Origin of the sequence: Streptomyces poriticola, from assembly GCF_036689765.1 — a bacterium.
Taxonomy (GTDB): Bacteria; Actinomycetota; Actinomycetes; order Streptomycetales; family Streptomycetaceae; genus Streptomyces; species Streptomyces poriticola.
On the sequence record NZ_JBAGKH010000021.1, the window covers coordinates 73,512 to 96,606 of the forward strand.

Sequence of the window (23,095 nt, forward strand, 5' to 3'; positions counted from 1 at the left end):
GTGCCGTCCGGGCCGTTCCAGGTCAACCACGTCGCCCGTGGAGTCGGCGGCCATCTCGCCGATCCAGCCCGGCTGAACAGGTCGTCGTTGTCGGGGTTGTTCGCCGAGGTGTCCTTCCCCGGGCAGGATCCGGGGCCGGGCCGCTGCTTCGGTCGGTCGCGGACCGGGCCACGTGCGGAGCGGATCCGGCGGCGCAGTGTTCCCCGGGGTAGGCACTGGGCACCACACTCGCGTTCGCGCCGCAGGTCCTCGACAACGGCGGGGCTCCTGGCGGGGCTCCTGGCGTGCTCCCCGCCCATGCCCGGCACCGGGGCCGCTCCGGGACCGTAGCGGCGTTCACAGGGTCCGTCTGCGCCAGGACGAGGTGGAGCTCAGCCAGGAGGTGACACGGCTGATGTCGGAGGAGGTGACGATGCCGGTCAGGTGGCCCTGGTCGAGTACGAGGGCGCGGTGGGTGGGGCCGGCCTCCAGATCGGGGACGAGGCGGGCCAGGGGGTCGTCGGGGCGGGGGGTGGGCAGGTCGGCGGCCGGGACCATGACCCGGGTGACGGGTGTGGCGGCGCGCTCCTGCTCCGGCACGGCGTCGGCGCCCTTCAGGGTGACCAGGCCGACCGCGATTCCGGAGTCGTCGACGACGGGGAACGCGGAGTGCCGGTAGCGGTAGCGCTGGTCGGCGAGGAACTCACCGACCGTGGTGGTGGCCAGGACGGTCACCGGGTCCGGCGTCATCGCGTCGCGCACCGGGATTCCGCCCAGGAGTTCGCGGAGCCGTGCCTGGCCGCCTTCCATGGTGGCCACCGCGATGATGAACCAGCCGACGATCACCAGCCAGATGCCGCCCAGGGCGGAACCGACGAGGAGGAGGTACAGGCCGACGCCCACCAGGGCCCAGCCGAGGAAGCGTCCTGCGGTCGTGGCCACCGTGGTGGCGCGCAGCGGGCTGCCGGTCCTCCACCACACCACGGCCCGCAGCAGCCGGCCGCCGTCCAGCGGGGCGGCGGGCAGCGCGTTGAAGACGGCGAGCAGGATGTTGATCCCGGCCAGCCAGGCCAGCGCCTGTACCAGTAGCCCGTCCTCGGTGACCGCGGCCAGCAGTACGGCCACACCGAAGAACAGCGCTCCGAGCACCAGGCTGACCAGCGGGCCGACGCCTGCGATCCGCAGTTCCGCTCCCGGGGTCTTGGCCTCGCTCTTGAGGCGGGCGAGTCCGCCGAGCAGCCACAGGGTGATGTCGTCCACGGAGACTCCGTTGCGCCGGGCCACGAGGGCGTGGCTGATCTCGTGCGCCAGCAGCGAGACCAGGAAGACCACCGCGGTCACCGCCGAGGCGAACCAGTACTGCCATACCGGTCGGTCCGGAACGGCCTCCGGGAAGCCGCCCTGTGCCAGGCCCACCAGGATCAGCGCGAAGATGACCAGGACGCTCCAGTGCACACCCACCCGGATACCGGCCAGCCGGCCCAGTGAGAACGTCGCCCGCACGGCAGTCGCCTCCTCCGCGGTCTCGGGCCACCGGTCGCCACCGGGCGTCAGCGGCCACCGGGAGTCAGCGGCCACCGGTCGTCAGCCGCAACCGGTCGCCACCGGCCGTCGGCAACCACCGGTCGTCGACCGCCACCGGTCGTCGACGGGCGGGGCCGAGCCCGCCGTCAGTGCCCGAAGATGTGCCGGCCACGGCGCCGGTGCGACGTCGGTGACGGCGCCGCCCCCGGTTCCTTCGTCGAGGATGCGGCCGACGCGGTCGCCAGGGCCCTGCGTACGCGCCGCCGCTGTTTCAGTCCGGCGGCGACCAGCACCATCCCCAGGCAGAAGATCAGCGTGAGGGCGATGCCGGAGAGAAAGAGCCCGGGCGCACTCAGCGTCGCGATCTGGTTGCCGAAGATCTCCACCGCGAACTCGGGACCGCCCGAGAAGTTCTCCACGACGGCTATGGCCACGAATGCGCCGGTGGCCAGCACCAGCAGCAGTCCCAACACGATCACTGGTCTCACCTCCGCGTCCGGACGGATCCGGACGTGTCCGGACTTTCCGACCGACTACCCGGTGCCGGGCAACCGAAGCCGGCTCCCGGTACCGGGCTCCCGACGGCGGACTCCCGACGGCGGGCTCCCGATGCCGGGGGGTTTGCCTGCCGTCGGAGCGGGCACCCCGGGGCGCATGGGCAGGCGGGACGTCACAGCGTCCGGCACCGGGCTCCGGCGCAGGCCCCGGCTCGTCGCCGTGCTCTTCGCCGCGCTGCTGTGCGCGGCGCTGCCCGCGGGCTGCGCCGTGTACGAGGACCGCGACGACCCGGACGCCGCGCAGACCTCTCCCGGAGCGGTGCGCGAGGTGCCCCTCCGGGTCGTGGAGCAGGGTGACCGGACGCTGGCCTTCGTCCCGGTGACCATCGACGGCGAAGGGCCCTTCAGGTTCGCCCTGGACACCGGTGCCTCCACGAGCGTCGTCGCGGAGGACGTCGCCGACCGGGTCGGTCTGGAGCTGACCGGCGAGCGCCGAGCGGTGAGCGGGATCCTCGAGACGGGGGAGGTCCCTGTCGCCCGGGTGGACCAGTGGGAGGTCGGGAACGTGCCGCTCGACCCGGGCGAGGTCACGGTCATCGATCTGGGGCCGCCCGGAGGAGGAGGCGGCATCGAGGGCCTGCTCGGTTCGGATGTGCTCAGCGACTTCGGCTCGATCACCGTGGACTACGACGACGGCGTCCTGGAGATCCCAGCGCCATGACGACCGCGCATGGCGCCCTGACGACACAGCGGGTGCCGTGACGACACAGCGGGTGCCGTGACGACTCGGCCGGTGCCGTGACGACACACCTGGCGCCGAGACGAGGCACCCGCGGCCTCCTCCGGTCGACACCCGGGCGATGCCGGGTGGATCCTGAGACCGGGGGTGTGCGGGGATCGGTTGCGCGGGATCGCGTGCCGGGTGCAGAGGGACGTCGAGATGGAGTCGAGATGGAATGGTGGATCTGGCTCATCGTCGTTCTGGCCGTGCTCGCGGCCGTCGCCGTCGGCCTCGTGGCGGTTCAGGCGCGGCGCAGGTCCGGTGGTGTGATCGCCCGGGGGCGTCGGCCTCCCGGCGGAGGAGGCTGAGGCCATGACCGGCTACCTGCGGGCCCGGGAGATCGCCAAGCAGCCCGTCGTCACCTTGGCCGGCGACGACATCGGGCAGGTGAAGGACATCGTCTTCGACGCTTCCACGGGCGGCATCCGGTGCTTCACGCTCGCCGGCCGCGGCCTGTTCGCCGGGCCGCTGCACCGCGCCCTGCTGTGGCGCAACGTCCACGCCCTGGGACCGCATGCGGTCATGGTGCGGGACGAGAGCGTGCTGGAGGAGGACGACAGCGCCGCCGGACCGGGCGAGGAAGAGCATCCGGGCGGTGATGTGCTGGGAGTCGCGGTCACCACCCGCAGCGGCGCGCGGCTGGGAACGGTCACCGACGCCGTGATCGCCACCGGCCGGACACCGGTGGTGGCGGGCTACGAGGCCGAGACCGCCGAGCACCGCCGGGTGCTGCTGCCGGTGACCGGTTCCGTCACCGTCTCCAGCGAGCGCGTCCTCGTACCCGATGCCACCGCCGAGCACAGCGCGGGTGACCTGGAGGGGTTCGGCACCGCCCTGGAGAGCCTGCGCGGTCGCCTCGAGTCCGACCCGCAGGAGGACTGAACGATGCTGTTCACCGAGGCCCGGGGCAGGGCCGTCATGGACCTCACCACCGCCGAGACGCTGGGCACGGTGGCCGCCTGCACCGTCGCCCCCTCGCCGGCGCGGGTCGCCGGTCTGCGGCTGAAGACCCGGGGCCGCGGGCACTACACGCTCCCGTGGGACGACGTCGGGTCGTTCGGCCAGGACGAGATCGCCGTCGAGGGCGCCGGCCGGATCCTCGACGAGAAGGACATCGAGCCGGACAGTCCCTCGCACGCGGTGCACGATCCGATCGGCAAGCCCGTGCTGACCGAGGCGGGGCTGAGGAAGGGCACCGTGATCGACGTGGACTTCGACGAGGAGTCGGGGCGTATCACGCGTCTGCTCACCGCCGACGAGCAGTTCTCGGGCGACGAGCTGCTGGGCGTCGGCAGCTACGCGGTCGTCGTCGCCGTCCCGCAGTGACGACGCCCCGCCCGGCAGTGGCGCGGTTCCCGGTCCTGCCGTTCCGGGTCCACCGGAGGCGCTTCGGCGTCACCATGAGGACATGACCGATCCGACGGACAGCACAGACACGGCCGGCACCGCCGCGGACGACTCGGAGCGGGTGGTGAACTCGCAGCAGGCTGCGGCCTGGAACGGCTACGAGGGCCGGCACTGGGCCGGCCACCAGGCCCGTTACGACGCCATCAACGACGGGGCCAACGCTCCGCTCCTCGACGCGGCGGGGCTCGCCCCCACCGACCGCGTCGTCGACATCGGGTGCGGCAACGGTCGCGTCACCCGTCTCGCCGCGGCCCGCGCCGCCTACGCCGTGGGTATCGATCTCTCGGCCCCGATGCTGGAACGGGCCCGGGCGAGCGCCGTCGCCGAGTCCGTCGGCAACGTGGAGTTCGTACGGGGCGACGCCCAGGTGCACGGCTTCCCGGAGGCCGGGTTCGACACCGCCGTGAGCCGCTTCGGCGTCATGTTCTTCGCCGACCCGGTGGAGGGGTTCGGGAACATCGGACGCGCGCTGCGCCCGGGCGGGCGCCTCGCCTTCGTCTGCCCGCAGGACTTCGACCGGACGGACCAGTCGACGATCTTCGCGGCGATCGGGGAGCACGTACGGCTGCCGGATCTGTCACGGGACACCGGACCGGGCCCGCTCACGTTCGCCGAGCCCGGTCACACGCGTCGGGTACTGGCCGACGCGGGCTTCCGGGACGTGACCGTCGAGGGCATGGAGGCACCGCAGTACTGGGGCGAGGACGCCGAGGACGCCGCCGGGTTCCTCTTCGGCCTCGGACCGCTGCGCCACTGGCTGCGCGAGGCGGACGCCGATGCGGCCACTGAGGCGCGGGCCCGGCAGGCCGCGGTGGACGCCTTCCGGCCGTACGAGGAGAAGGAGAGAGACGCAGAGAGGAAGAGGAAGGAGGGGGATGAGGGCGTGCGGTTGATCGGCCGGTACTGGCTCGTCACTGCCGTACGGCCCTGAGGCCGCGGGCCGGGGTGCGGGGGGCGGAACCGATCGCCGTGGCCCCGGGTCGGCCGGTCCGGGGTCCACGGCGAGTGCGGTCGGTGTCGGAGACGGTGGTGTTGGTGTCAGAGAGCGGTGGCGCGGACGCTCGTGCCCGACGCCAGCCCCTCGGTCGATCCGACGGCCACGACCCCGGCGCAGAGGTCGGCGAGCGGCGTCTCGATGAAGAGGCCGCCGGAACCGCCGACCGCGAGGCCGCCGGAGATGGTGTCGAGGTCGGCGTCGGAGATCTCGGCTGCTGCAACCCGGAAGGCGTCGTTCATTGCTCGCGGTTCCCTTCGCATGGACACGGTGGAGTAGCCGATTTCGCCCGGTTCCCGGGACCGGGAATCCTTCCCGGCGGCGTCGGCCACGCGCAGGATGAAAGCACGCGCGCCAGGGCCGGGCCAGCCGTGCGGGGAGCCGGGGGGAACTGATGCCGACGTGCGGGTTCACCGGTGTGACCGCTCGGTGACCGGCCCCGGCGACACATTCACGCGGCTTCACGCGATCCGTCGCTTCGCGGCGGGTGCGGTCCTGGTGATCGGCCGCCGCGCCGGACCGTCGCCTTGCCACGACCGCTTGGTCCGGAAACGTCGACACGGCCGTTCGGCGTCCGCGCGGCCCGCCCGTGGGCGCTGTGCAGGTTTCCCGCAGTTTCGGCACCCGGGCCGGCAGCGGGCCGACCCTGCACCGTTCATTTCGGACATCTCCCCCCTTTGCGGCGCCCTGGCGTGCCTCGCCGGGGCCGTCGGCGAGGCCGTGCGCTGAAGGGCCGGCGGGCCCTTCAGGCGGAATCTGCCCGGGCGGTGATTGATCCGCGCTTCGCGTCCGTACCTCCTGGGGTAGAACCGCTCGCGTCGCCCATGGAGGCCCCATGCCCGTGTCCCGCAACAGGATCGGTGCCCTCGTCCTGTTCGGCGTGATGAGCCTGACCCTCACCGCGCTGGCCTTCCCGGCCATGGTCGGTCTCGAGGACAAACCCGACGACCAGGCACGGGTCGTCGCCGCCACCCAGTGGGGTCCGCTGACGGAGGCCGACCGCGACTTCGTGGTGAAGGTGCGCTCCGCCGGACTCTGGGAGTACCCGCTGGGCGAGCTGGCGATGGCGCGCGGCAGCTCCGCGGAGATGAAGGAGGCCGGCGAGCACCTGGTCGTCGGGCATGCCGGACTCGACGTCATGTGCCGCGACATCGCGCCGAAGCTGGGGATCACACTGCCGAACCGGGCCAGTCCGCAGCAGCGGGAGTTCGTGGAGACGGTGGAGTCCAAGAGCGGCAAGGAGTTCGACGTCACCGCGGTCACCATCATGCGGGTGACCCACGGACAGATCTTCCCGGCCATCGCCAACATCCGCGCCAGTACCAAGAACACCCTGGTGCGCCAGCTCGCCGATCTGGCCAACGACACGGTCCTGGACCACATCACGGTGCTGGAGAAGACCAGCCTGGTCGACTACGACGAGGTCTCCTTCATGCAGACCGCTCCGGCGAAGAACCGGCGGGACTACGTCACCCCGCCGCCGCCGCAGCCCGGGGAGCCGATGGTCGTCCTCACTCCGCGTCCGGACCTGGACGTGAACACCGGCGGGCCCACGCCGCCGCTGCCCTCGGCCACCTCCTCGCCGCCGCCCTCCGCGTCCTCCTCGGCCGGGGCGTCACCCTCGGCGACCCCTTCGGCGCCGGTCGGGTGACCCGGGCGGGGCACGGCCGGCCTGTCAGGCGTCCGGTGGGACCGTGGCCGCAGCCGGCCAGCCCAGCGGGTGCTCGCCGGGGTCGGCCGGCTCCGGGGCGAGGGGCTCGTCGCCGGCCTCGCTGAAGGCGGTGAGCGCCTCGACCAGCGCCGCCCGCTGCGCCGGTGCCAGCCGGGAGACGATCCCCGTGATGTCGGCGCGGCGGCGGGCGGTGACGTTCTCGACGGTGCTGCGGCCCTCGTCGGTGAGGCGCAGCAGGGTCTCGCGGCGGTTGTCGGGGTTGGTCTGCCGGTCGGCGAGTCCGGCGGCGATCAGCCGGTCGACCATGCGCATCGCGGTCGAGGGAGCGACCTGCAGCTGGTCGGCGAGTGTGACCAGTTTGGTGGCGCCCTGCGTCGAGAGCACCACCAGCATCCGGAACTGCGGCAGGGTCACCCGCTCCTCCACAGCCGCCAGGGAGCGGGCGGAGATCGCCACGAGCAGCCGCGAGGCGGTCAGCACCGCACGGGTGACCGCTTCGACATCGTCCCTGGCCTCTTCGGGCTGTGCACGCTCCGGCATGCGTCCCTTTCTACCCCGGCCCCACCGCACCCGTTCCACCCCGGCCCCACGGATGCCCCGATCACCCCGGCCCGCCGCGCCCGTGCCCACGGCCGGTCCCGCGACGCCGGGAACGGCGGACGGGCGGGCGGGCGACGGGGGCGGGCGACCGGGACGGCTATACGACGGTTACCGAGATGCGGCCCAAGGGTGACGTAAAGGGAGCATCGGACCCTCCCATGGACCTTTCGACTGTGCAAGGGTTGGCCGCCAAGGCCCCCGAACCTGGAAGGCGACCATGGCGCGCCCCGACACCGACCACCGCCGCCCCCGGCTTCCCAGCGGGTGGCGGCGCCTCGCCGTACGGCTGCCGATCCTCCTCTTCCGCGCCGGACTCGGGCCGCTGTTCGGCAGGCGCATGCTTCTGCTGCACCACACCGGCCGGGTCTCCGGCCTCGACCGGCGCGTGGTCCTGGAAGTGGTGGCATACGACCCGGAGGCACCCGCCTGGACCGTCGCCTCCGGCTTCGGGCCCAAGGCGGACTGGTACCGGAACCTGCAGGAGCAGCCCAAGACCGTCATCCAGTTCGGCAATCGCCACCACGCGGTCACCGCCCGCTTCCTGCCGGCCGAGCAGGGCGCCGGGATCATGGCGGACTACGCGCGCCGGCACCCCGCCACGGCCCGCCGCCTGTGCTCCTTCATGGGGTTCGAGGCGGACGGCGACGAGGCCGCGTTCCGTGTGGCGGGGCGGGCGATTCCGTTCGTACGGCTCGACGCCGCCGACGAGCCCCGGCGGCCCCGGCCGTGACCGCCGTGACCGCCGCCGGGCGGTGGCGATCTCTTTTTGCACTGTGCAATGATCGAGCGGGGGGCCGGCCTGCGTCCGGGTACCGTTCGGCGCCCAGGAGTGGCACCGGCACGGTGATGCGGCACAGAGCGATACACCGGCCGCCGGCGGGCTCCCCTCCCGCGGAGAGGGCGGAGAGGAAGGGGGGATCGTGAGCGGTTCCGGATCCGGATCCGGCAGCAGCGGACCGCCGGACGAACAGGACGGCACGTCGTCCGTCCCCGACGACGTCTGGCACAAGTTCCTCACGGACAGCGAGCACGCGATACGGTCCTCCGCGCCCCGCGAACCCGCCGCGCGGGAGCGGGCGACGGGCCGCCACCCCGAACCGGCGCCCCCGGATCCGGCCCCCTGGGCGGCCGACCGGAACCGCTCCCCCGGTAGCACCCATAGCACCCACGACACCCATGACGCCTCCGCCGCCGTCGGCGAGTGGTGGCAGCCCGCGGCCCCGTCGACCGGCCCGGCCTGGCGTGAGCTGGACGGTCGCGCCCGGCTCCGGCGCCTCGGCCGACTGGCCGCCACGGCGGCTGCGGTGACCCTCGCCGTGACCGCCTGGTCCCAGCTCACCACCGGCCCCGGCACCCCGGCCGTCGTGCCCGACGGCAGCACCGTGGAGCGGGTGGAGGAGGCCCCCGTCGGCGTACCGACGGCCGCCTCGCCCTCCGCCGGATCGCCCCACGCCGTGACGCCCGCCGCCGTCGTCCCCGGCCCGTCCGCCTCGGTGACCGTGGCCCAGTAGATCCGCCACCTCCAGCGCCTCCAGCACCTCCACCTCCACCTCCACCTCCACCTCCACCTCCACCGCGGGATCCCCTCCCCGCACCGCGAGATCCCCTTCCCAGTGCCCCGCACGCACCGTCCGCTCCGACCCCTTGGCGTACGACTGAACATGCGTTTAAGATGCTGTACATGCGTTCAATCCCTGAGGAGCGGAGGGACCGGACCACCCGGGCCCTGATCCGCGACGAGGCGCTGCGGCTGTTCGCCGGGCACGGCCCGGAGTCGGTGACCGTGCGGCAGATCGCCGCCGCCGCCGGCGTCTCGCCGGGGCTCGTGGTGCACCACTTCGGCTCCAAGGACGGACTACGCCTGGAGGTCGACCGGCACGTCCTCGCGGTGTTCGAGGCGATGCTCGGCGAGCTGACCGGCGAGGGCGGCCGGGAGCTGCTCGATCCGGGCGCCGGGACGGCGTCACTGAGCGCGGCGTTCGCCCGTCATCTCCCGCCCGACTCGCCGCTGCCCGGCTATCTGCGCCGCCTGCTGCTGTCCGACACCGACGCCGGCCGGCAGCTGTTCCGCCGGCTGTTCGAGCTGAGCCGGGCGGCGCTGCAGGAGCTGGCGGCGGCCGGAATGGCCGCCGAGGGCCGGGATCCGGCGGTCCGCGCCGCGGTGCTGCTCGCCGCCGACCTGTCCGTGTTCCTGCTCCGCGACCGCCTCGACGAGGTGCTGGGCACCGACCCGCTGTCGGCCGACGGCATGGCGCGCTGGGCTCCGGAGCTGCTCAGCATCTACACCGGCGGACTGAACGCGTCCCCACAAGGAGAGGTGCCCCGGGAAGGCTGAGGCGCCCGCAGGCCAAGGGAGACGGAGACTTCGCATGCCGAGTACGCCGAGTACGCCGAGTTCGCCAAGTACGCCGAGTACGCCGAGTACGTCCAGCACCCCGACGGAATCCGCCGCGCCCGTCCTCCTCGCCCGCGACCTGCACAAGTCCTACGGCAGACACCGCGTGCTGCGCGGCGCCGACCTCACCGTCCGCCCCGGGCAGCTGGTCGGCGTCGTCGGTGAGAACGGCGCCGGCAAGTCCACCCTGCTCAAGGCGCTGGCCGGCACCCTTCCCCCGGACCGCGGGGAGGTGACGCTCTCCGGGACCCTGGGCCACTGCCCGCAGGAACCCGTCCTCGGCAGCAGCCTCACCGTCGCCCAGCACCTGGACTACTTCGCCGCCGCCCACCGCCTCCCCGACCTCGACCGCGGCCGGGAACTCGTCCGCCGGCTCGGCTACGAGCGGTACGCCGGGAAAGTCGCCGGAGAGCTGTCCGGCGGGACCCGGCAGAAGCTGAACCTCACCCTCGCCCTCCTCCACGACCCCGACGTCCTGCTGCTGGACGAGCCCTACCAGGGCTTCGACTGGGAGACCTACCTGTGCTTCTGGGATCTCGTGGAGGATCTGCGCACCCGCGGCAGGGCCGTCGTGGTCATCACGCACCTGGTCTTCGAACAGGACCGCTTCGACGTCCTGGCCGATCTGAGCGAGGGCCGGCTCACCCCTCGCGCCGCGGCCGGAGAGGAGCAGCAGCGTGTCCACGTCTGACGCCTCCGCCCCGCGGCCCCGCTACGGGCAGTTCCCGACCGCACTGCGCTTCTCCGTGCGCGACCAGACCCGCAACCGGCTCGCCGGGCTGCTGCTCGTGCTGTTCGTGCCCGCCTGGTACCTGGTGATGGACGCGCTGGCGTCGGGCGAGGTGCTGGACTTCCGGCTGTACGCCACCGGCGAGGTGCTGCACGTCGACGGCGCGCACCTCACCCTCGTCACGGCGGGACTCAACTCGGTGACGATGATCGCCGGCTTCGTGGTCTTCGACGCGGTGCGCAAGGCGCTCGCGTTCGACCGGCGGCTGGTGTTCGCCGGGTACCGGCAGGCCACGCTGATCGGTGCCAGGACCCTCGCCGTCGCCATGGTCGCCGGCGCGATCGCCCTCTACACCGCGCTCGCGGTGCTGTTCTTCTGGCGCCCGACGGCGGGCGGCTGGTTCGCGGTGCTCGCCGGGTTCGCGGTCGTCGCGCTCACCTACGGGGCGCTCGGGCTGCTCCTCGGCGTGCTGGTCAAGCGGGACCTGGAGGGGTTCTTCCTGATCATCATGGGCGGGCTGATGGACACCTTCCTGCAGAACCCGCTGGGCAATCCGCTGGCCAACAAGCCGGTGCTGCAGTGGTTCCCGTCCTTCGGGCCGATGCAGTTCGCGGCCGGCGGCGCGTTCGGGGACACCGCACTGTGGGGGCATCTCGCGCTCGGTCTGGCCTGGGCGGCCGGATTCAGCGTGGTGGGGCTGCTGATCTTCCGGGCGAGGACCCGGGACCGGCGGCGCCGTGGGCGGTCCGCCGGCTGAGGGCCGGGTCAGGCGCTGCGCCTGCGGGACGCGGTCTTCTTGGCCGGGGTCTTGGCCGGCGCCTTGGCCGGGGTCTTGGCCGATGCCCTGGCCGGCGTCTTGGCCGAGCTGCGGGCCGATGCCTTGGCCGGTGTCTTCTTGTCGGTCCCCGTCGCCTTCCTGGCGGCCGCCTTGCCGGCGGACTCGCCCGACTTCGCCGTCGACTTCTTCGCGCCGGAGGCCCGGGACGCGGCGGACGACGCCTTGGGCGCGGTCTTCTTGCCCGCCGTCTTCCTCGCGGTGGACGTCGACTTCTTCCCGGCCGGCTCCTTGGGCGTCCTCTTGTGCCGCGGCAGGGCTCTGACCTCGGCTGCCTCCGCCGCCTCCGCCGCCTCCGGTTCCGCGCCGCGCGACTCGCGGGCCGCTCGGACGCTGCTCTCCAGGGCCGCCATCAGGTCCAGCACCTTGCCCGAGGCGGCCGGCTCGGGGGCCTCCGGCGGGGCCTCGCCTGCCGCCTTCGCGGCGATGACCTCCTCCAGCGCCTCGCGGTACTCGTCGTGCAGGTCCGCCAGGTCGATCTCGCCGAGGGTGTCCATCAGGGCGTCCGCGAGGTCCAGTTCCTGGTCGCGGACGCTGACGTCGGCGTCGGGGGCGACCCCTTCCGGGGCGCGGACCTCGTCCGGCCACAGCAGCCCGTGCATGGCGATGGCGTCGCCGACCACCCGCAGCATGCCGAGGCGCTCGCGCCCGCGCAGGGCGAACTTGGCGATGGCGACCCGGTTGCTGCGCTTGAGGGCCTCGCGCAGCAGTGTGTACGGCTTGGCGGCGGGCGCGCCGCTCGCGGCGAGGTAGTACGCGGAGCCCATCTGGAGCGGATCGATGCGGTCGGCCGGGACGAAGGCCACGATGTCGATGGTCCGCGCGGTCGGGATCGGCAGATGGGCCAGATCCTCGTCGGTGATCGGGACGATGGTGCCGTCGGCGTCCTCGTACCCCTTGCCGATCTCCGACTGGGTGACCTCGCGGTCCTCCAGCTCGCAGACCTTGCGGTAGCGGATCCGGCCGCCGTCCTCGGTGTGGATCTGGCGGAAGGCGATCGAGTGGCTCTCGGTCGCGTTCACCAGCTTGATCGGGATGCTGACCAGGCCGAACGAGATGGCGCCGTTCCAGATGGATCGCACGTGCAGCACCTTTCCGGTCGGGCGAACGGTTCATCACGACTGTCGCGAATACTGCTGTGAGCACGGTTTGCGGTGATTCGTGAGACTCTCATCGTATGGCGCCCATCACGGAGGTGGAGGGCCGGCGGGTGGCCCTGAGCAACCTGGAGAAGGTGCTGTATCCCGCGACCGGTTTCACCAAGGCCGAGGTGCTGCACTACTACGCGACGGTCGCCGGTGTCCTGCTGCCGCATCTGCGGGACCGGCCGGTGTCGTTCCTGCGGTACCCGGACGGCCCCGATGGTCAGGTGTTCTTCACCAAGAACGTGCCGCCGGGTACGCCCGAGTGGGTCACCACGGCCGAGGTGCCGCGGTCGGACGGCCCGGCCCGGATGGTGCTGGTGCAGGACCTGCCGAGCCTCATGTGGGCGGCGAACCTGGTGACCGAGTTCCACACCCCCCAGTGGGTCGCCCCGGCGCCCGCCGAGGCGGACCGGTTGGTGTTCGACCTGGACCCGGGGCCGCCGGCCACGGTCGTCCAGTGCTGCGAGGTGGCCCTGTGGCTGCGCGAACGGCTGGCGGCGGACGGGATCGGGGCGTGCGCGAAGACGTCCGGGGCGAAGGGGCTGCATCTGCTGGCCGGGGTGCGGGGGGCGTCGTCGGAGCGGGTGTCGGAGTATGCGAAGACGCTGGCGGTGGAGGCGGAGCGGGCCCTGCCGCGGCTGGTGGTGCACCGGATGACGCGGAGCCTGCGGCCGGGCAAGGTGTTCGTCGACTGGAGCCAGAACGCGGCCCGCAAGACCACGGCCACCCCGTACACGCTGCGGGCCCGGCCGGAACCGGCCGTGTCGGCGCCGGTGACCTGGGAGGAGGTGGCGGACTGCGGCTCGCCGGAGCAGCTGGTGTTCCGCGCCGGGGACCTGGCGCCGCGCCTGACGGACTACGGCGACCTGCTGTCCGCGCTGTTCGACGGGGACGCGGCGGGGCGGCTGCCTCCGGCCTGAGGCTTCCGCACCCCCGTCCGGGGTGCCCGGCTCAGACCCGCAGCCAGGTGTTCCGGTCGCGGGCCATCGCGTGCAGGGCCTCCACGTCCGCCGGTTTCAGGACCCCGCCCAGCCGGGCCAGGGCGGCGTCCAGCTCGGCGTCGGTGAGGACGCGGACCTCGCGCGGCGGAACGGTGACCGCCATCTCCGCCGGGCCGACCAGGGCCAGCACGGGGCGGACCTCGGCGGTGAGGGCGTAGGAGGCGCGATCGGCGTCGGACCGGACCCGGCGCAGCAGCGGCTGCGGTGCGCGGCGGCCCAGCGCGACCTGCGGATCGCCGATCCGGACGCGCTGCCTGCGGGCGTAGAGGGCGTGCACGGCGAACAGGCCGCCGGGCCCGATGGCCAGGTGGTGGATGCGGTCGCCGCCGGGCAGTGGGATCGAGTGCAGCGCGTGCCAGCCGGCGCCGTCGAGCCGGTCGAGGGCCTGGCCCGCCTGCCGCTCGGCGGCGAGCGCCCGGCGCCGCGGGTCGGGGCGGAGGCGGTGCGCCGGGCCCGGGTCACGGTCCAGGGCGATCAGATGCGCCTCGCCGGGCCGGTTGGGGGCCAGGTCGTCGTCGGGGCGGAGGGTGAGCCGGGCCAGCTCGGCCGGGGTGGGGACGGGGGGCGGGCCGACCGTGACAGGGCCGGTGAGGAAGGGGTCCAGGGCGTGCAGCACATCGTCGCGGTGGCCGTCGCCGATCAGGTTGACCCGGCCGGACTCCCGGTCGTACCAGGCGATGTTCCGGCCGTCGGCGAGGCAGACGTACAGCCGTTCCTGGCCGTACCTCCAGGTCGGTATGACGCGCAGTCCGCTCATGCACCATCACCCCACGACCATGGGAACAGGCGGGGTGCTGCCGGGGCAAGAACCGGGCTACCTTTGAGAGGAGTTGGGAGGGCACGACGGGAGGGCGCCGTTGCGTACCTGCGGGAGGCAGTCCGATGTGCCGGCTCCGGGCAGTCCGTGGAGCGAGATCGTGCCCGGACTGTGGATGGGCGGGCACGAGTTCCGCAGACGGTCCGGCCAGGTGGAGTACGCGGTGGTGCGGGACGAGTTCGATCTCGTCCAGACCCTGCTGCGGCTGCCCGGGCACGGCCCGGAGTCCGGTGTGGAGCACCATGTGTGGCCGATCCCCGACGGGCCGCTGGACGGGACCCAGCTCTCCGGGGTGATCCGGCTGGCGGAGGCGGCGGGTGAGGCGCTGGAAGCGGGCCGCAAGGTGCTCGTGCGCTGTTACCACGGGTACAACCGCTCCGGTCTCGTGGTCGGGCACACCCTGGTCCGCCGGGGCGGTACGGCCGAGGAGGCGATCCGGCTGATCCGGTCCCGGCGCTCGCCGTGGGCGCTGCACAACGACCTGTTCGTGGAGTACCTGCGGGCCGGGCTGCCGACGGTGCGGATACTGGAGGAGCTGGCCGAGTAGCCGCGCGGGCGCACGCACGGGCGGCGGGCGCAGCTCACGCGTGCACTCGGTCACGGGGCACCCGCGCACAAAAAGGACGTCCGTGCGAATAAGGTGTACCGGGCCGTCCACGATCCACGAACCCCAGGAGTGCCGTGCCCACCAGCCGCCGCAGGCGTGCCGCCCTCCGCCTCGCCGCCGTCGCCCTGCTGCCGGCGGCCGTGGCGGGCTGCGGCGACGCCGGGGAGCTGCTCGGTGCGGGCGCGACGCCGACCGCGACCAGCCCGGCCCGGCTCTGGCCGGATCTGCCGGTGGCGTCCAGCCCGGCCTGGGACTTCGACGAGGCGGAGACGGAGACGGTGGAGGGCGTCGCGGTGCCGGACGACGACGTCCGAGAGGCCGACCCGGCGGCGATCGTGCGCGCCGAGATCGCGGCCCACCCCGACGACTACACCGGGAACGAGGCGCCGTACCGGGCGACGGCCGCCCGGATGGCCGACTGCGACGACGGCAGCGGCGGCCATGACGACGGCGACGGCGACGGCGACGGCGACCAGGGCGGGTGCCCGCTTCTCAAGCCCTACTACCGGGACCTGACCGGCGACGGGCGGCCCGATCTGACCCTGGGCTTCCGGCTGCCGCCCACCAATCAGACGGCCGTCCGCGTCTACACCGTCATCGATCACCGGCTGGTGCAGGTGATGTCGAACAACGACGCGGTCAGCGGGGTGGAGCTGGCCGGGCGGTCGGTGATCATCCGCTCGCCGTCCGAGGTGGCGGGCTACGAGTACCGCCTGCAGTGGACCTGGGACGCCGACGAGCGCGCCATGCTGCTCACGCACGACGAGATGCTCCGCACCGACGACCGCGAGCGCGCCGGCCACACCCGCCAGGCCGAGCCCTCCCCCACCGCGAGCCCCAGCCCCGCGCCCACCTCCGCGAGCCCCCGGTGAGGGCCCGATGAGGTTCGCGCTGCCCCGGTGGTCCGGGACGCTGGCCGTGAAGGCGGCCGTCTTCATCACCGTGATGTGCTGTGCGCTCGCCGCGCTGCTCGGTGTGCTGGTGCATGTATCGGTGACCCGGCAGACGGTCGACCAGGCCCGGGACCGCGCGCTGTCCCGGCTGGCGGAGGCGACGGCGGCGTACCAGGCCGGGGAGACGCTCGCGCCGTGGGCCGGGGTGGACCCGCCGGGGCTGCCCGCGCCGCTGCGGGAGCTGGCCGTGGACGGGCGGCGCGGGACGATGCTCGCCGATCACCGCGGGCGGCCGACGATGTGGGCGGCGGGGCCCGCCGACGGCGGCCGGGCGCTCGCGGTCGAGGTGGACCACTCGCAGAGCCGCAACACCATCGACGGTCTGGACCGGGCGATCGTCTGGTCGTCGGCGCTGGCCATCGGGGCGACGCTGCTGGTCGGCGCGTTCGCGGTGACCCGGGTGACGCGGCGGCTGCATGCGACCGCCCAGGTGGCCCGGCGGATCAGCGGCGGCGATCTGGACGCCCGGGTGGACGATCCGCGGACCCGGGACCCGGGGCGTCCGCAGGACGAGGTGGCCGCGGTGGCCGCCGCGCTGGACTCGATGGCGGCCTCGCTGCAGGGCAAGCTGCTGGCCGAGCAGCGGTTCACCGCGGATGTGGCGCACGAGCTGCGCACCCCGCTGACCGGGCTGCACGCGGCGGCCGAGCTGCTGGCGCCGGGCCGCCCGACGGAGCTGGTCCGGGACCGGGTGGCGGCACTGCGCACGCTCACCGAGGACCTGCTGGAGATCTCACGGCTGGACGCCGGGCGGGAACGGCTGGAGACCGACAGCGAGGAGCTCGGCGCGCTGGCCCGGCGGGTGGTGCGGGCCTCCGGCACCGACACCCGGGTGGAGGTGGTCCGGGACGCGCGGGTGGAGACCGACCGGCGGCGGCTGGAGCGGGTGCTGGGCAATCTGGTCGGCAACGCGCACCGGCACGGGCGGGACCCGGTGGTACTGACGGTGGACGGACCCCGGGTCACCGTCCGGGACCACGGGGAGGGCTATCCGGACTACCTGCTCGCGCACGGACCGCAGCGGTTCCGCACGGAGAGCGGTTCGAAGGGGCACGGGCTGGGGCTGACCATCGCGCTGGGCCAGGCGGAGGTGCTCGGGGCGCGGCTGGAGTTCGCCAACGCGCCGGACGGCGGGGCGGTGGCCACGCTGACGCTGCCTCAGCAGCCCTGACCGGCCGCTGGTCCCGATGGCGCAGTGCGACGGGCGCTTCACCGGGTGCGCTCCTAATGTGGCGATCAGTCACCTTTGACGCTCGCTCCTCCTGGAGGTACCCCATGTCCCTGCTCTCCCCGCGTTCCTCCTTCACCCGGCGTCTCGCCATAGCTGCCGTCGCCGGCGCCCTCGCGGGCGCGGTGGCCGTCACGCCCGCCGCCGCGAACGACGACTGGGGCGACGGCCCGGGCGTCAGCAACAGCTCGGGAGGCAACGGTTCCGGCGGGAACGGCCGAGGCGACGACAACGGCTCGGGCGGGAACGGCGGGAACGGCCAAGACGCGCGAGGCGACGACAACGGCTCCGGCGGAAACGGCGGGAACGGCCGGAGGGACGACAACGGCATGGGCGGGAACGGGGGCGAGCAGGGCCGCTACAAGGGCGTCGTCACCGCCCGTTCGCTCGCCCTGCGCAGCAAGCCGACGCGTGGTTCGCACGTCATCCGGTACGCCCACCGGGGCGACGTCGTCCACATCCACTGCAAGATCCCGGGCGACCGGGTGGACGGCAATCCGCTCTGGTACCTGCTGACGGACGGCACCTGGGCCTGGGGCGCCGCCCGCTACATCGACAACATCGGCTCCGCGCCGCGCTGGTGCTGATGCCCGGGGCAGGCACACCACACCAAGTGGGTAAGTTCCGGACATGACGGAGTCCGGAACCGGATTCAGCGTGGCCGCGGCGGACGCTCCCGCCCCCGTGGCCCGCCTCCCCCGGCGCCGCGGCATCGAACTCGCCCTCATCGTCCTGGCCGTCCTGCTCTCGGTGTTCGGCTACTGCAATGTGGGCCTCGCCCAGCACGGCACGGTCCCGCCCGGCGCCGCCGGCTACGGCGCCGGGCTCGGCCTGCTCGCGCTGCTGGCGCATCTCGCCGTCCGGCTGCGCGCCCCGTACGCGGATCCGCTGCTGCTGCCGATCGGGGTGCTGCTCAACGGCCTCGGCCTGGTGCTGATCTACCGGCTCGACCTGGAGACGCCGGGCGAGCGCGGGGCGCTCACCCAGCTGGTCTGGTCGACGCTGGGCATCGCGCTGTTCATCCTGGTGGTCCTGATCCTGCGCGACCACCGGCTCCTGCAGCGCTACACCTACGTCTGCGTCGCCGCCGCGCTGATCCTGCTCACCCTGCCCATCCTGTTCCCTGCGGTGAACGGCGCCCGCATCTGGATCCGGATCGCCGGATTCTCCATCCAGCCCGGCGAGTTCGCCAAGGTGCTGCTTGCGGTGTTCTTCGCCGCCTATCTGGCCGCCAACCGCAGTGCGCTGGCCTACGCCGGCCGCCGGGTGTGGCGGCTGCAGCTGCCCACCGGGCGGGTGCTCGGCCCGATCGTCGCGGTGTGGCTGGTCAGCGTCGGAGTCCTGGTCCTGGAGCGGGACCTGGGCACCTCGCTGCTGTTCTTCGGCCTGTTCGTGGTGATGCTCTATGTCGCCACCGGCCGCACCGGCTGGATCGCCCTGGGGCTGCTGCTGGCCGCCCTCGGCGCGGTCGCCGTGGGCTGGCTGGAGCCGCATGTGCACTCCCGGGTGGAGGACTGGCTGCACCCGTTCCGGACGATCGAGGCGGGCCAGGGGCCGAACCAGCTGGCCCAGTCGCTGTTCGCGTTCGCGGCGGGCGGGCTGACCGGCACCGGGCTCGGGCTCGGCCACTCGGTGCTGATCGGCTTCGCCGTGAAGTCGGACTTCGTGCTGGCCACCGCCGGGGAGGAACTGGGCTTCGCCGGGCTGACCGCGATCTTCCTGCTGTACGCGCTGCTGGTGGAGCGCGGCTACCGGGCCGGGCTGGCGCTGCGCGACCCCTTCGGGCGGCTGCTGGCGGTCGGGCTCGCCTCGATCGTGGCGCTCCAGGTGTTCGTGATCGCGGGCGGGGTGACCGGGCTGATCCCGCTGACCGGCATGGCGATGCCGTTCCTCGCCCAGGGCGGTTCCTCCGTCGTCACCAACTGGGCGATCGTGGCGCTGCTGATCCGGGTCAGCGACTCGGCGCGCAGACAGGCGGCCGCCGCATGACCCGGAACATCCGGCACGCCGGGATCTTCTCGCTGCTGCTGCTGGTGGCGCTGATCGTGAACGCCGCCCGGGTGCAGCTGGTCCGCGCCCCGGAGTACGACGCCAACCCGGCCAACCGGCGCCCGGACATCGCCCGCTACCAGCAGCCGCGCGGCGACATCCTGGTCGGCGGCGAGCCGGTCACCGGTTCCCGGGACACCGGCGAGCATCTGCGGTTCGAACGGACCTACCGCGAGGGGCCGATGTACGCGCCGGTGACCGGCTTCGCGTCGCAGGAGTACGGCACGTCGCTGCTGGAGCACGTCGAGGACGGGGTGCTGTCCGGCTCCGATCCGCTGCTGGCGACGCTGCCGCTGTGGAACGACGTGACACGCGCCCGGAACCCGGGCGGCGACGTGGTCACCACCATCGACGCGGCGGCGCAGCGGGCGGCGTACGAGGGGCTCGGCGGCCGCAAGGGTGCGGTGGCCGCGGTCGAGCCGGCGACCGGGCGGATCCTGGCGCTGGTGTCCACGCCGTCGTACGACCCCGGTGAGCTGTCCGGGAACGGCACGGTGGTGGGCCGGACCTGGGACGAGCTGAACGCGCACCCGGACAAGCCGATGCTCAACCGCGCGGTGCGCCGTACCTATCCACCGGGGTCGACGTTCAAGGTGGTCACCGCGGCGGCGGCGCTGGACGCGGGCGTCGTGCGGGACCTGGACGCCCGCACCGACTCCCCCGACCCGTACACCCTGCCGGGCACCCGTACCCGGCTGACCAACGCGTCCCAGGGGTGCGCGGGCGCCTCGCTGAGGGAGGCGTTCGAGTGGTCCTGCAACACGGTTTTCGCCAAGCTCGGCGTCGACGTCGGGGTGACGGACATGGCGGCCACCGCGCGGGCGTTCGGCTTCAACGACGCGGAACTGCGCATTCCGTTCGCGGTGGCGCGCAGCACCTTCGACACCTCGGTGGACCGGGCACAGCTCGCGCTGTCGTCCATCGGGCAGTACAACACCCGGGCCACCCCGCTGCAGATGGCCATGGTGGCGGCGGCGGTGGCGAACGGCGGGCAGGTGCGGACGCCGTACCTGGTGGAGCGGACGACGCGGGCGGGCGGCAGCACGGTGGCGGCGGCCGGGTCGCGGCCGGTGCGCGAGGCGATGCGCCCGGCGACGGCGGCGCGGCTGAAGCGGATGATGACCGACGTGGTGGCCGACGGCACCGGGTCGAAGGCCGCGATTCCCGGAGCCGTGGTCGGCGGCAAGACCGGCACCGCACAGCACGGCGTCGGCAACTCCGGGATGCCCTACGCGTGGTTCGTCTCCTGGGCGCAGGGCGAGCGTGACCTGGAGCCCAGGGTGGCCGTGGCGGTGGTGGTGGAGGACGCGGCGGCGGACCGCGCGGACATCACGGGCGGCGGGCTGGCGGCGCCGATCGCGCGGGCGGTGATGGCGGCGGTGCTCACTGAGTGAGACGGGGGGTGGTCACCCGGCCAGCACCGACCTAGGTTTCAGTCATGACTGATGCCGCCGCATACGAACTCGCCCAGGTCAACATCGCCCGCCTCAAAGCCCCGCTGGACTCCCCGCAGTTGAAGGACTTCGTCGATGGCCTCGACCCGGTGAACGCCGTCGCCGACGCGGCGGACGGGTTCGTCTGGCGACTGGAGGGCGACTCGGGCAACGCGACGGACGTGCCGGTCCTCGGGGACTCCTGGCTGATCGTCAACATGTCCGTGTGGCGGGACGCGAACGCGCTGACGGCGTTCATGTACCAGGGGCAGCACCGGGAACTGATGGCCCGGCGCAGGGAGTGGTTCGAGAAGCTGTCGGAGGCGGTGTCGACCCTGTGGTGGGTGCCGGCCGGCCACCGCCCGACGGTCGCGGAGGCGGAGGCGCGGCTGCTGCATCTGCGGACGCACGGTCCGACGCCGTACGCGTTCACGCTGCGGACGTCGTTCCCTCCGGGCACTTCGGAGCCGGTGCCCGGCGAGGTCCCGGAGGGGTTGGGCTGCTCGGTCTAGCGGCGGCGGTTGATCGCGGTGAGGTCGATGTCGATGAGGAAGGGGACGGTGAGTTTCAGGCGGTTGTGGTAAATGCCGGTCAGGCTGTACGCCTGGCTCGCGGGGTCGACTTCGTAGACATAGACGACCGGAAGACCCTCGTTCTCCTCGACACGCCAGTAGTGCGGGATACCAGCCCGAGCGTACTTCCGCGGCTTCACCTCACGGTCCCGGTCTTCCGAGTCATCGGAGACGACCTCGACGGCGATCACGACGTCCTCCGGTCGATACCAGGTCTGCCGCGGTCCGGTGTCAGCGCCTGCCCGGAATACCAGAACATCGGGCTCCGGGCGATTGCGCTTGTTGAGCTTGATAGTCATCTCCCGGATGACATCCAGGTCGTCCGGCGCCTGGGCCAGCAGCATGTTGTCCAGCAGGCGAATGGCCCGAGCGTGGAAGTTGGTCTGCGGACTCACGAAGACAAGACTCCCGTCGATCAGCTCCGTGTGCGGAGGCAGGTTGGGGAGCCGGTCCAGGTCGTCGGCGGTCCAGCCGCCCTCCGGCGGGCGGGGCCACTCGTAGTCGTCGTCCAGCCCGTAGTCGCGTGCGGCGCTCATGATCGCTCCCATGTGCCGGAGTCTGCCGGGTGCAGCCAGCGTACCGAGGGGCGAACGCCCTTTCACCGCACCACCGGGTGATCACCGGGCGTGCCGTTGACGCACCGGGGCTCTCCTGACACACCGGGTCACTCCTCCGCCCCCGCCGCGATCGCCTCCCCCACCTCCGCCGCCCGCTCCCGCTCCTCCGCCGCGAAGCGCTCGGCGTCCAGCCGCTCGGCGATCTCCTCGTCCTGGGTCATCAGCAGGTCCAGGCTGGAGTCGCCGAGTTCGAGGACGCCCATGTCGACGTAGGCCTCCTGGAGCCGCTTGCCCCACAGGCCGATGTCCTTGACGCAGGGCACGATGCGGCTGAAGAGCAGCTTGCGGAAGAGGGCGAGGAACTGGGACTGCTCGGTGATCTGCTCCGCCTCGGCGCGCGGGATGCCGAAGTTCTCCAGCACCTCGATGCCGCGCAGCCGGTCGCGCATCAGGTAGCAGCCCTCGATGACGAACTCCTCGCGTTCGCGCAGTTCGGCGTCGGTGAGCTGGCGGTAGTAGTCGCGCAGCGCCATCCGGCCGAAGGCGACGTGCCGGGCCTCGTCCTGCATGACGTAGGCGAGGATCTGCTTGGGCAGCGGCTTGTCCGTGGTGTCCCTGATCATGCCGAAGGCGGCGAGGGCGAGGCCCTCGATCAGCACCTGCATCCCGAGGTACGGCATGTCCCAGCGGCTGTCCCGCAGGGTGTCGCCGAGCAGTGCCTGGAGGTTGTCGTTGACCGGGTACAGCATGCCGAGCTTGTCGTGCAGGAAGCGGCCGTATATCTCGGCGTGCCGGGCCTCGTCCATGACCTGCGTCGCCGAGTAGAACTTGGCGTCCAGGTCGGGGACGGACTCCACGATCCGGGCGGCGCACACCATCGCGCCCTGTTCGCCGTGCAGGAACTGGCTGAACTGCCAGGAGGCGGTGTGCAGGCGCAGCTCGCCCTTGTCCCGGTCGGTGAGTCCGTCCCAGTACTTCGTGCCGTAGAGGGACATCGATTCGTCGGGCGTGCCCAGCGGGTCGTGCGGGTCGACCTCCAGGTCCCAGTCGATCCGCGTCGCGCCGTCCCACTGCTTGTCCTTGCCCTTCTGGTAGAGGGCGAGGAGGCGCTCACGCCCGTCGTCGTACTCCCAGCTGAAGCGGGCCTGCCCGGTGGCGGGCACCTGCCAGTGGGAGTCACCCGGATCGGTGGCGTACACATCGAAGCTCGGCATGCCTCGCAGGCTCACACGCGGTAGACGCGGGGTCAACAAGTCGTGCCCAAGGGATTGACGGGCTTGCTGACAAGCAGTCTCATAAGACGGTGAGTGACCGCGGGT

At 72.8% G+C, this 23,095-nt stretch carries 26 protein-coding genes; 18 read left to right on the forward strand and 8 right to left on the reverse strand.

Annotation, left to right across the window (positions count from 1 at the left end; genetic code table 11):
- Window positions 1–336: 336 nt before the first annotated feature.
- Together V5O46_RS22950 and V5O46_RS22955 are read right to left on the reverse strand one after the other, a co-directional pair.
- Window positions 337–1,482, reverse strand: coding sequence for a site-2 protease family protein (locus V5O46_RS22950; protein WP_332886552.1), 1,146 nt, complete (start codon window positions 1,480–1,482; stop codon window positions 337–339).
- A gap of 167 nt (window positions 1,483–1,649) precedes the next feature.
- Window positions 1,650–1,982 (reverse strand): hypothetical protein, encoded by a 333-nt coding sequence (locus V5O46_RS22955; RefSeq protein WP_332886553.1) that lies wholly within the window; start codon window positions 1,980–1,982, stop codon window positions 1,650–1,652.
- Between the two features lie 175 nt (window positions 1,983–2,157).
- Here V5O46_RS22955 and V5O46_RS22960 point away from each other — a divergent pair, with 175 nt between their 5' ends.
- From V5O46_RS22960 to V5O46_RS22975, 4 genes are all read left to right on the forward strand, one after another.
- Window positions 2,158–2,721 (forward strand): retropepsin-like aspartic protease, encoded by a 564-nt coding sequence (locus tag V5O46_RS22960; protein WP_332886554.1) that lies wholly within the window; start codon window positions 2,158–2,160, stop codon window positions 2,719–2,721.
- Window positions 2,722–3,093: 372 nt separating this feature from the next.
- Window positions 3,094–3,663 (forward strand): PRC-barrel domain-containing protein, encoded by a 570-nt coding sequence (locus tag V5O46_RS22965; RefSeq protein ID WP_332886555.1) that lies wholly within the window; start codon window positions 3,094–3,096, stop codon window positions 3,661–3,663.
- A gap of 3 nt (window positions 3,664–3,666) precedes the next feature.
- The gene (locus V5O46_RS22970; protein WP_332886556.1) at window positions 3,667–4,107 is read left to right on the forward strand and encodes a PRC-barrel domain-containing protein; all 441 of its coding nucleotides are present in this window, start codon (window positions 3,667–3,669) and stop codon (window positions 4,105–4,107) included.
- Window positions 4,108–4,189: 82 nt separating this feature from the next.
- Window positions 4,190–5,119, forward strand: a complete 930-nt coding sequence (locus tag V5O46_RS22975; RefSeq protein WP_332886557.1) for a class I SAM-dependent methyltransferase — start codon at window positions 4,190–4,192, stop codon at window positions 5,117–5,119.
- A gap of 107 nt (window positions 5,120–5,226) precedes the next feature.
- Here V5O46_RS22975 and V5O46_RS22980 read toward each other — a convergent pair whose 3' ends face one another.
- Window positions 5,227–5,424 carry a hypothetical protein gene (locus V5O46_RS22980; protein ID WP_332886558.1) on the reverse strand — a complete coding sequence of 66 codons (198 nt, stop codon included), beginning with the start codon at window positions 5,422–5,424 and terminating at the stop codon, window positions 5,227–5,229.
- 593 nt (window positions 5,425–6,017) lie between these two features.
- Between V5O46_RS22980 and V5O46_RS22985 the strand changes: the two genes are divergently transcribed.
- A complete protein-coding gene (locus V5O46_RS22985) occupies window positions 6,018–6,833 on the forward strand; it encodes a DUF4142 domain-containing protein (protein WP_332886559.1) in 816 nt (271 codons plus the stop codon).
- A gap of 24 nt (window positions 6,834–6,857) precedes the next feature.
- Here the strand turns inward: V5O46_RS22985 and V5O46_RS22990 are convergent, their stop codons facing one another.
- Complete coding sequence (locus tag V5O46_RS22990; RefSeq protein ID WP_332886560.1) at window positions 6,858–7,394, reverse strand: MarR family winged helix-turn-helix transcriptional regulator; 537 nt, start codon at window positions 7,392–7,394, stop codon at window positions 6,858–6,860.
- A gap of 277 nt (window positions 7,395–7,671) precedes the next feature.
- Between V5O46_RS22990 and V5O46_RS22995 the strand changes: the two genes are divergently transcribed.
- The 5 genes from V5O46_RS22995 (at window position 7,672) to V5O46_RS23015 (ending at window position 11,336) form a co-directional block, all read left to right on the forward strand.
- Complete coding sequence (locus tag V5O46_RS22995) at window positions 7,672–8,184, forward strand: nitroreductase family deazaflavin-dependent oxidoreductase (protein WP_332886561.1); 513 nt, start codon at window positions 7,672–7,674, stop codon at window positions 8,182–8,184.
- A gap of 190 nt (window positions 8,185–8,374) precedes the next feature.
- Window positions 8,375–8,965 (forward strand): hypothetical protein, encoded by a 591-nt coding sequence (locus tag V5O46_RS23000; RefSeq protein ID WP_332886562.1) that lies wholly within the window; start codon window positions 8,375–8,377, stop codon window positions 8,963–8,965.
- Between the two features lie 170 nt (window positions 8,966–9,135).
- The gene (locus V5O46_RS23005) at window positions 9,136–9,789 is read left to right on the forward strand and encodes a TetR/AcrR family transcriptional regulator (RefSeq protein ID WP_332886563.1); all 654 of its coding nucleotides are present in this window, start codon (window positions 9,136–9,138) and stop codon (window positions 9,787–9,789) included.
- 34 nt (window positions 9,790–9,823) lie between these two features.
- The gene (locus V5O46_RS23010) at window positions 9,824–10,540 is read left to right on the forward strand and encodes an ABC transporter ATP-binding protein (protein WP_332886564.1); all 717 of its coding nucleotides are present in this window, start codon (window positions 9,824–9,826) and stop codon (window positions 10,538–10,540) included.
- A complete protein-coding gene (locus tag V5O46_RS23015) occupies window positions 10,527–11,336 on the forward strand; it encodes a hypothetical protein (RefSeq protein ID WP_332886565.1) in 810 nt (269 codons plus the stop codon). The genes V5O46_RS23010 and V5O46_RS23015 overlap by 14 nt, the downstream gene beginning before the upstream one ends.
- A gap of 8 nt (window positions 11,337–11,344) precedes the next feature.
- On the opposite strand, the gene ku is transcribed toward V5O46_RS23015, so the two are convergent.
- Entirely contained in the window at window positions 11,345–12,496 is a 1,152-nt protein-coding gene (gene ku, locus V5O46_RS23020) for a non-homologous end joining protein Ku (protein WP_332886566.1), read from the reverse strand.
- Window positions 12,497–12,591: 95 nt separating this feature from the next.
- Between ku and ligD the strand changes: the two genes are divergently transcribed.
- Window positions 12,592–13,479 (forward strand): non-homologous end-joining DNA ligase, encoded by an 888-nt coding sequence (ligD, locus tag V5O46_RS23025; protein ID WP_332886567.1) that lies wholly within the window; start codon window positions 12,592–12,594, stop codon window positions 13,477–13,479.
- Window positions 13,480–13,510: 31 nt separating this feature from the next.
- On the opposite strand, the gene V5O46_RS23030 is transcribed toward ligD, so the two are convergent.
- A complete protein-coding gene (locus V5O46_RS23030) occupies window positions 13,511–14,317 on the reverse strand; it encodes a nuclease-related domain-containing protein (protein WP_332886568.1) in 807 nt (268 codons plus the stop codon).
- A 100-nt stretch (window positions 14,318–14,417) separates the two neighbouring features.
- Here V5O46_RS23030 and V5O46_RS23035 point away from each other — a divergent pair, with 100 nt between their 5' ends.
- The 7 genes from V5O46_RS23035 to V5O46_RS23065 all read left to right on the forward strand — a co-directional run bounded on the left by V5O46_RS23035 (window position 14,418) and on the right by V5O46_RS23065 (window position 21,159).
- On the forward strand, window positions 14,418–14,924 hold the full coding sequence (locus V5O46_RS23035; protein WP_332886569.1) for a protein-tyrosine phosphatase family protein: 507 nt from the start codon (window positions 14,418–14,420) through the stop codon (window positions 14,922–14,924).
- Window positions 14,925–15,058: 134 nt separating this feature from the next.
- Window positions 15,059–15,856: a hypothetical protein gene (locus V5O46_RS23040; RefSeq protein WP_332886570.1), complete on the forward strand. Its 798-nt coding sequence runs from the start codon at window positions 15,059–15,061 to the stop codon at window positions 15,854–15,856.
- 7 nt (window positions 15,857–15,863) lie between these two features.
- Window positions 15,864–17,108 carry an ATP-binding protein gene (locus V5O46_RS23045; RefSeq protein ID WP_332886571.1) on the forward strand — a complete coding sequence of 415 codons (1,245 nt, stop codon included), beginning with the start codon at window positions 15,864–15,866 and terminating at the stop codon, window positions 17,106–17,108.
- A gap of 104 nt (window positions 17,109–17,212) precedes the next feature.
- Entirely contained in the window at window positions 17,213–17,752 is a 540-nt protein-coding gene (locus tag V5O46_RS23050) for an SH3 domain-containing protein (protein ID WP_332886572.1), read from the forward strand.
- Between the two features lie 43 nt (window positions 17,753–17,795).
- Window positions 17,796–19,154, forward strand: a complete 1,359-nt coding sequence (locus V5O46_RS23055; protein WP_332886573.1) for an FtsW/RodA/SpoVE family cell cycle protein — start codon at window positions 17,796–17,798, stop codon at window positions 19,152–19,154.
- Window positions 19,151–20,608 (forward strand): penicillin-binding transpeptidase domain-containing protein, encoded by a 1,458-nt coding sequence (locus V5O46_RS23060; protein ID WP_332886574.1) that lies wholly within the window; start codon window positions 19,151–19,153, stop codon window positions 20,606–20,608. Before V5O46_RS23055 ends, V5O46_RS23060 begins: the two co-directional genes overlap by 4 nt.
- Window positions 20,609–20,652: 44 nt before the next feature.
- The gene (locus V5O46_RS23065; protein ID WP_332886575.1) at window positions 20,653–21,159 is read left to right on the forward strand and encodes a DUF3291 domain-containing protein; all 507 of its coding nucleotides are present in this window, start codon (window positions 20,653–20,655) and stop codon (window positions 21,157–21,159) included.
- Here V5O46_RS23065 and V5O46_RS23070 read toward each other — a convergent pair.
- Window positions 21,156–21,755: a Uma2 family endonuclease gene (locus V5O46_RS23070; RefSeq protein WP_332886597.1), complete on the reverse strand. Its 600-nt coding sequence runs from the start codon at window positions 21,753–21,755 to the stop codon at window positions 21,156–21,158. The two genes, V5O46_RS23065 and V5O46_RS23070, sit on opposite strands and share 4 nt — an antisense overlap.
- 128 nt (window positions 21,756–21,883) lie before the next feature.
- Window positions 21,884–22,990 carry a ferritin-like domain-containing protein gene (locus tag V5O46_RS23075; RefSeq protein ID WP_332886576.1) on the reverse strand — a complete coding sequence of 369 codons (1,107 nt, stop codon included), beginning with the start codon at window positions 22,988–22,990 and terminating at the stop codon, window positions 21,884–21,886.
- Window positions 22,991–23,095: the final 105 nt, after the last annotated feature.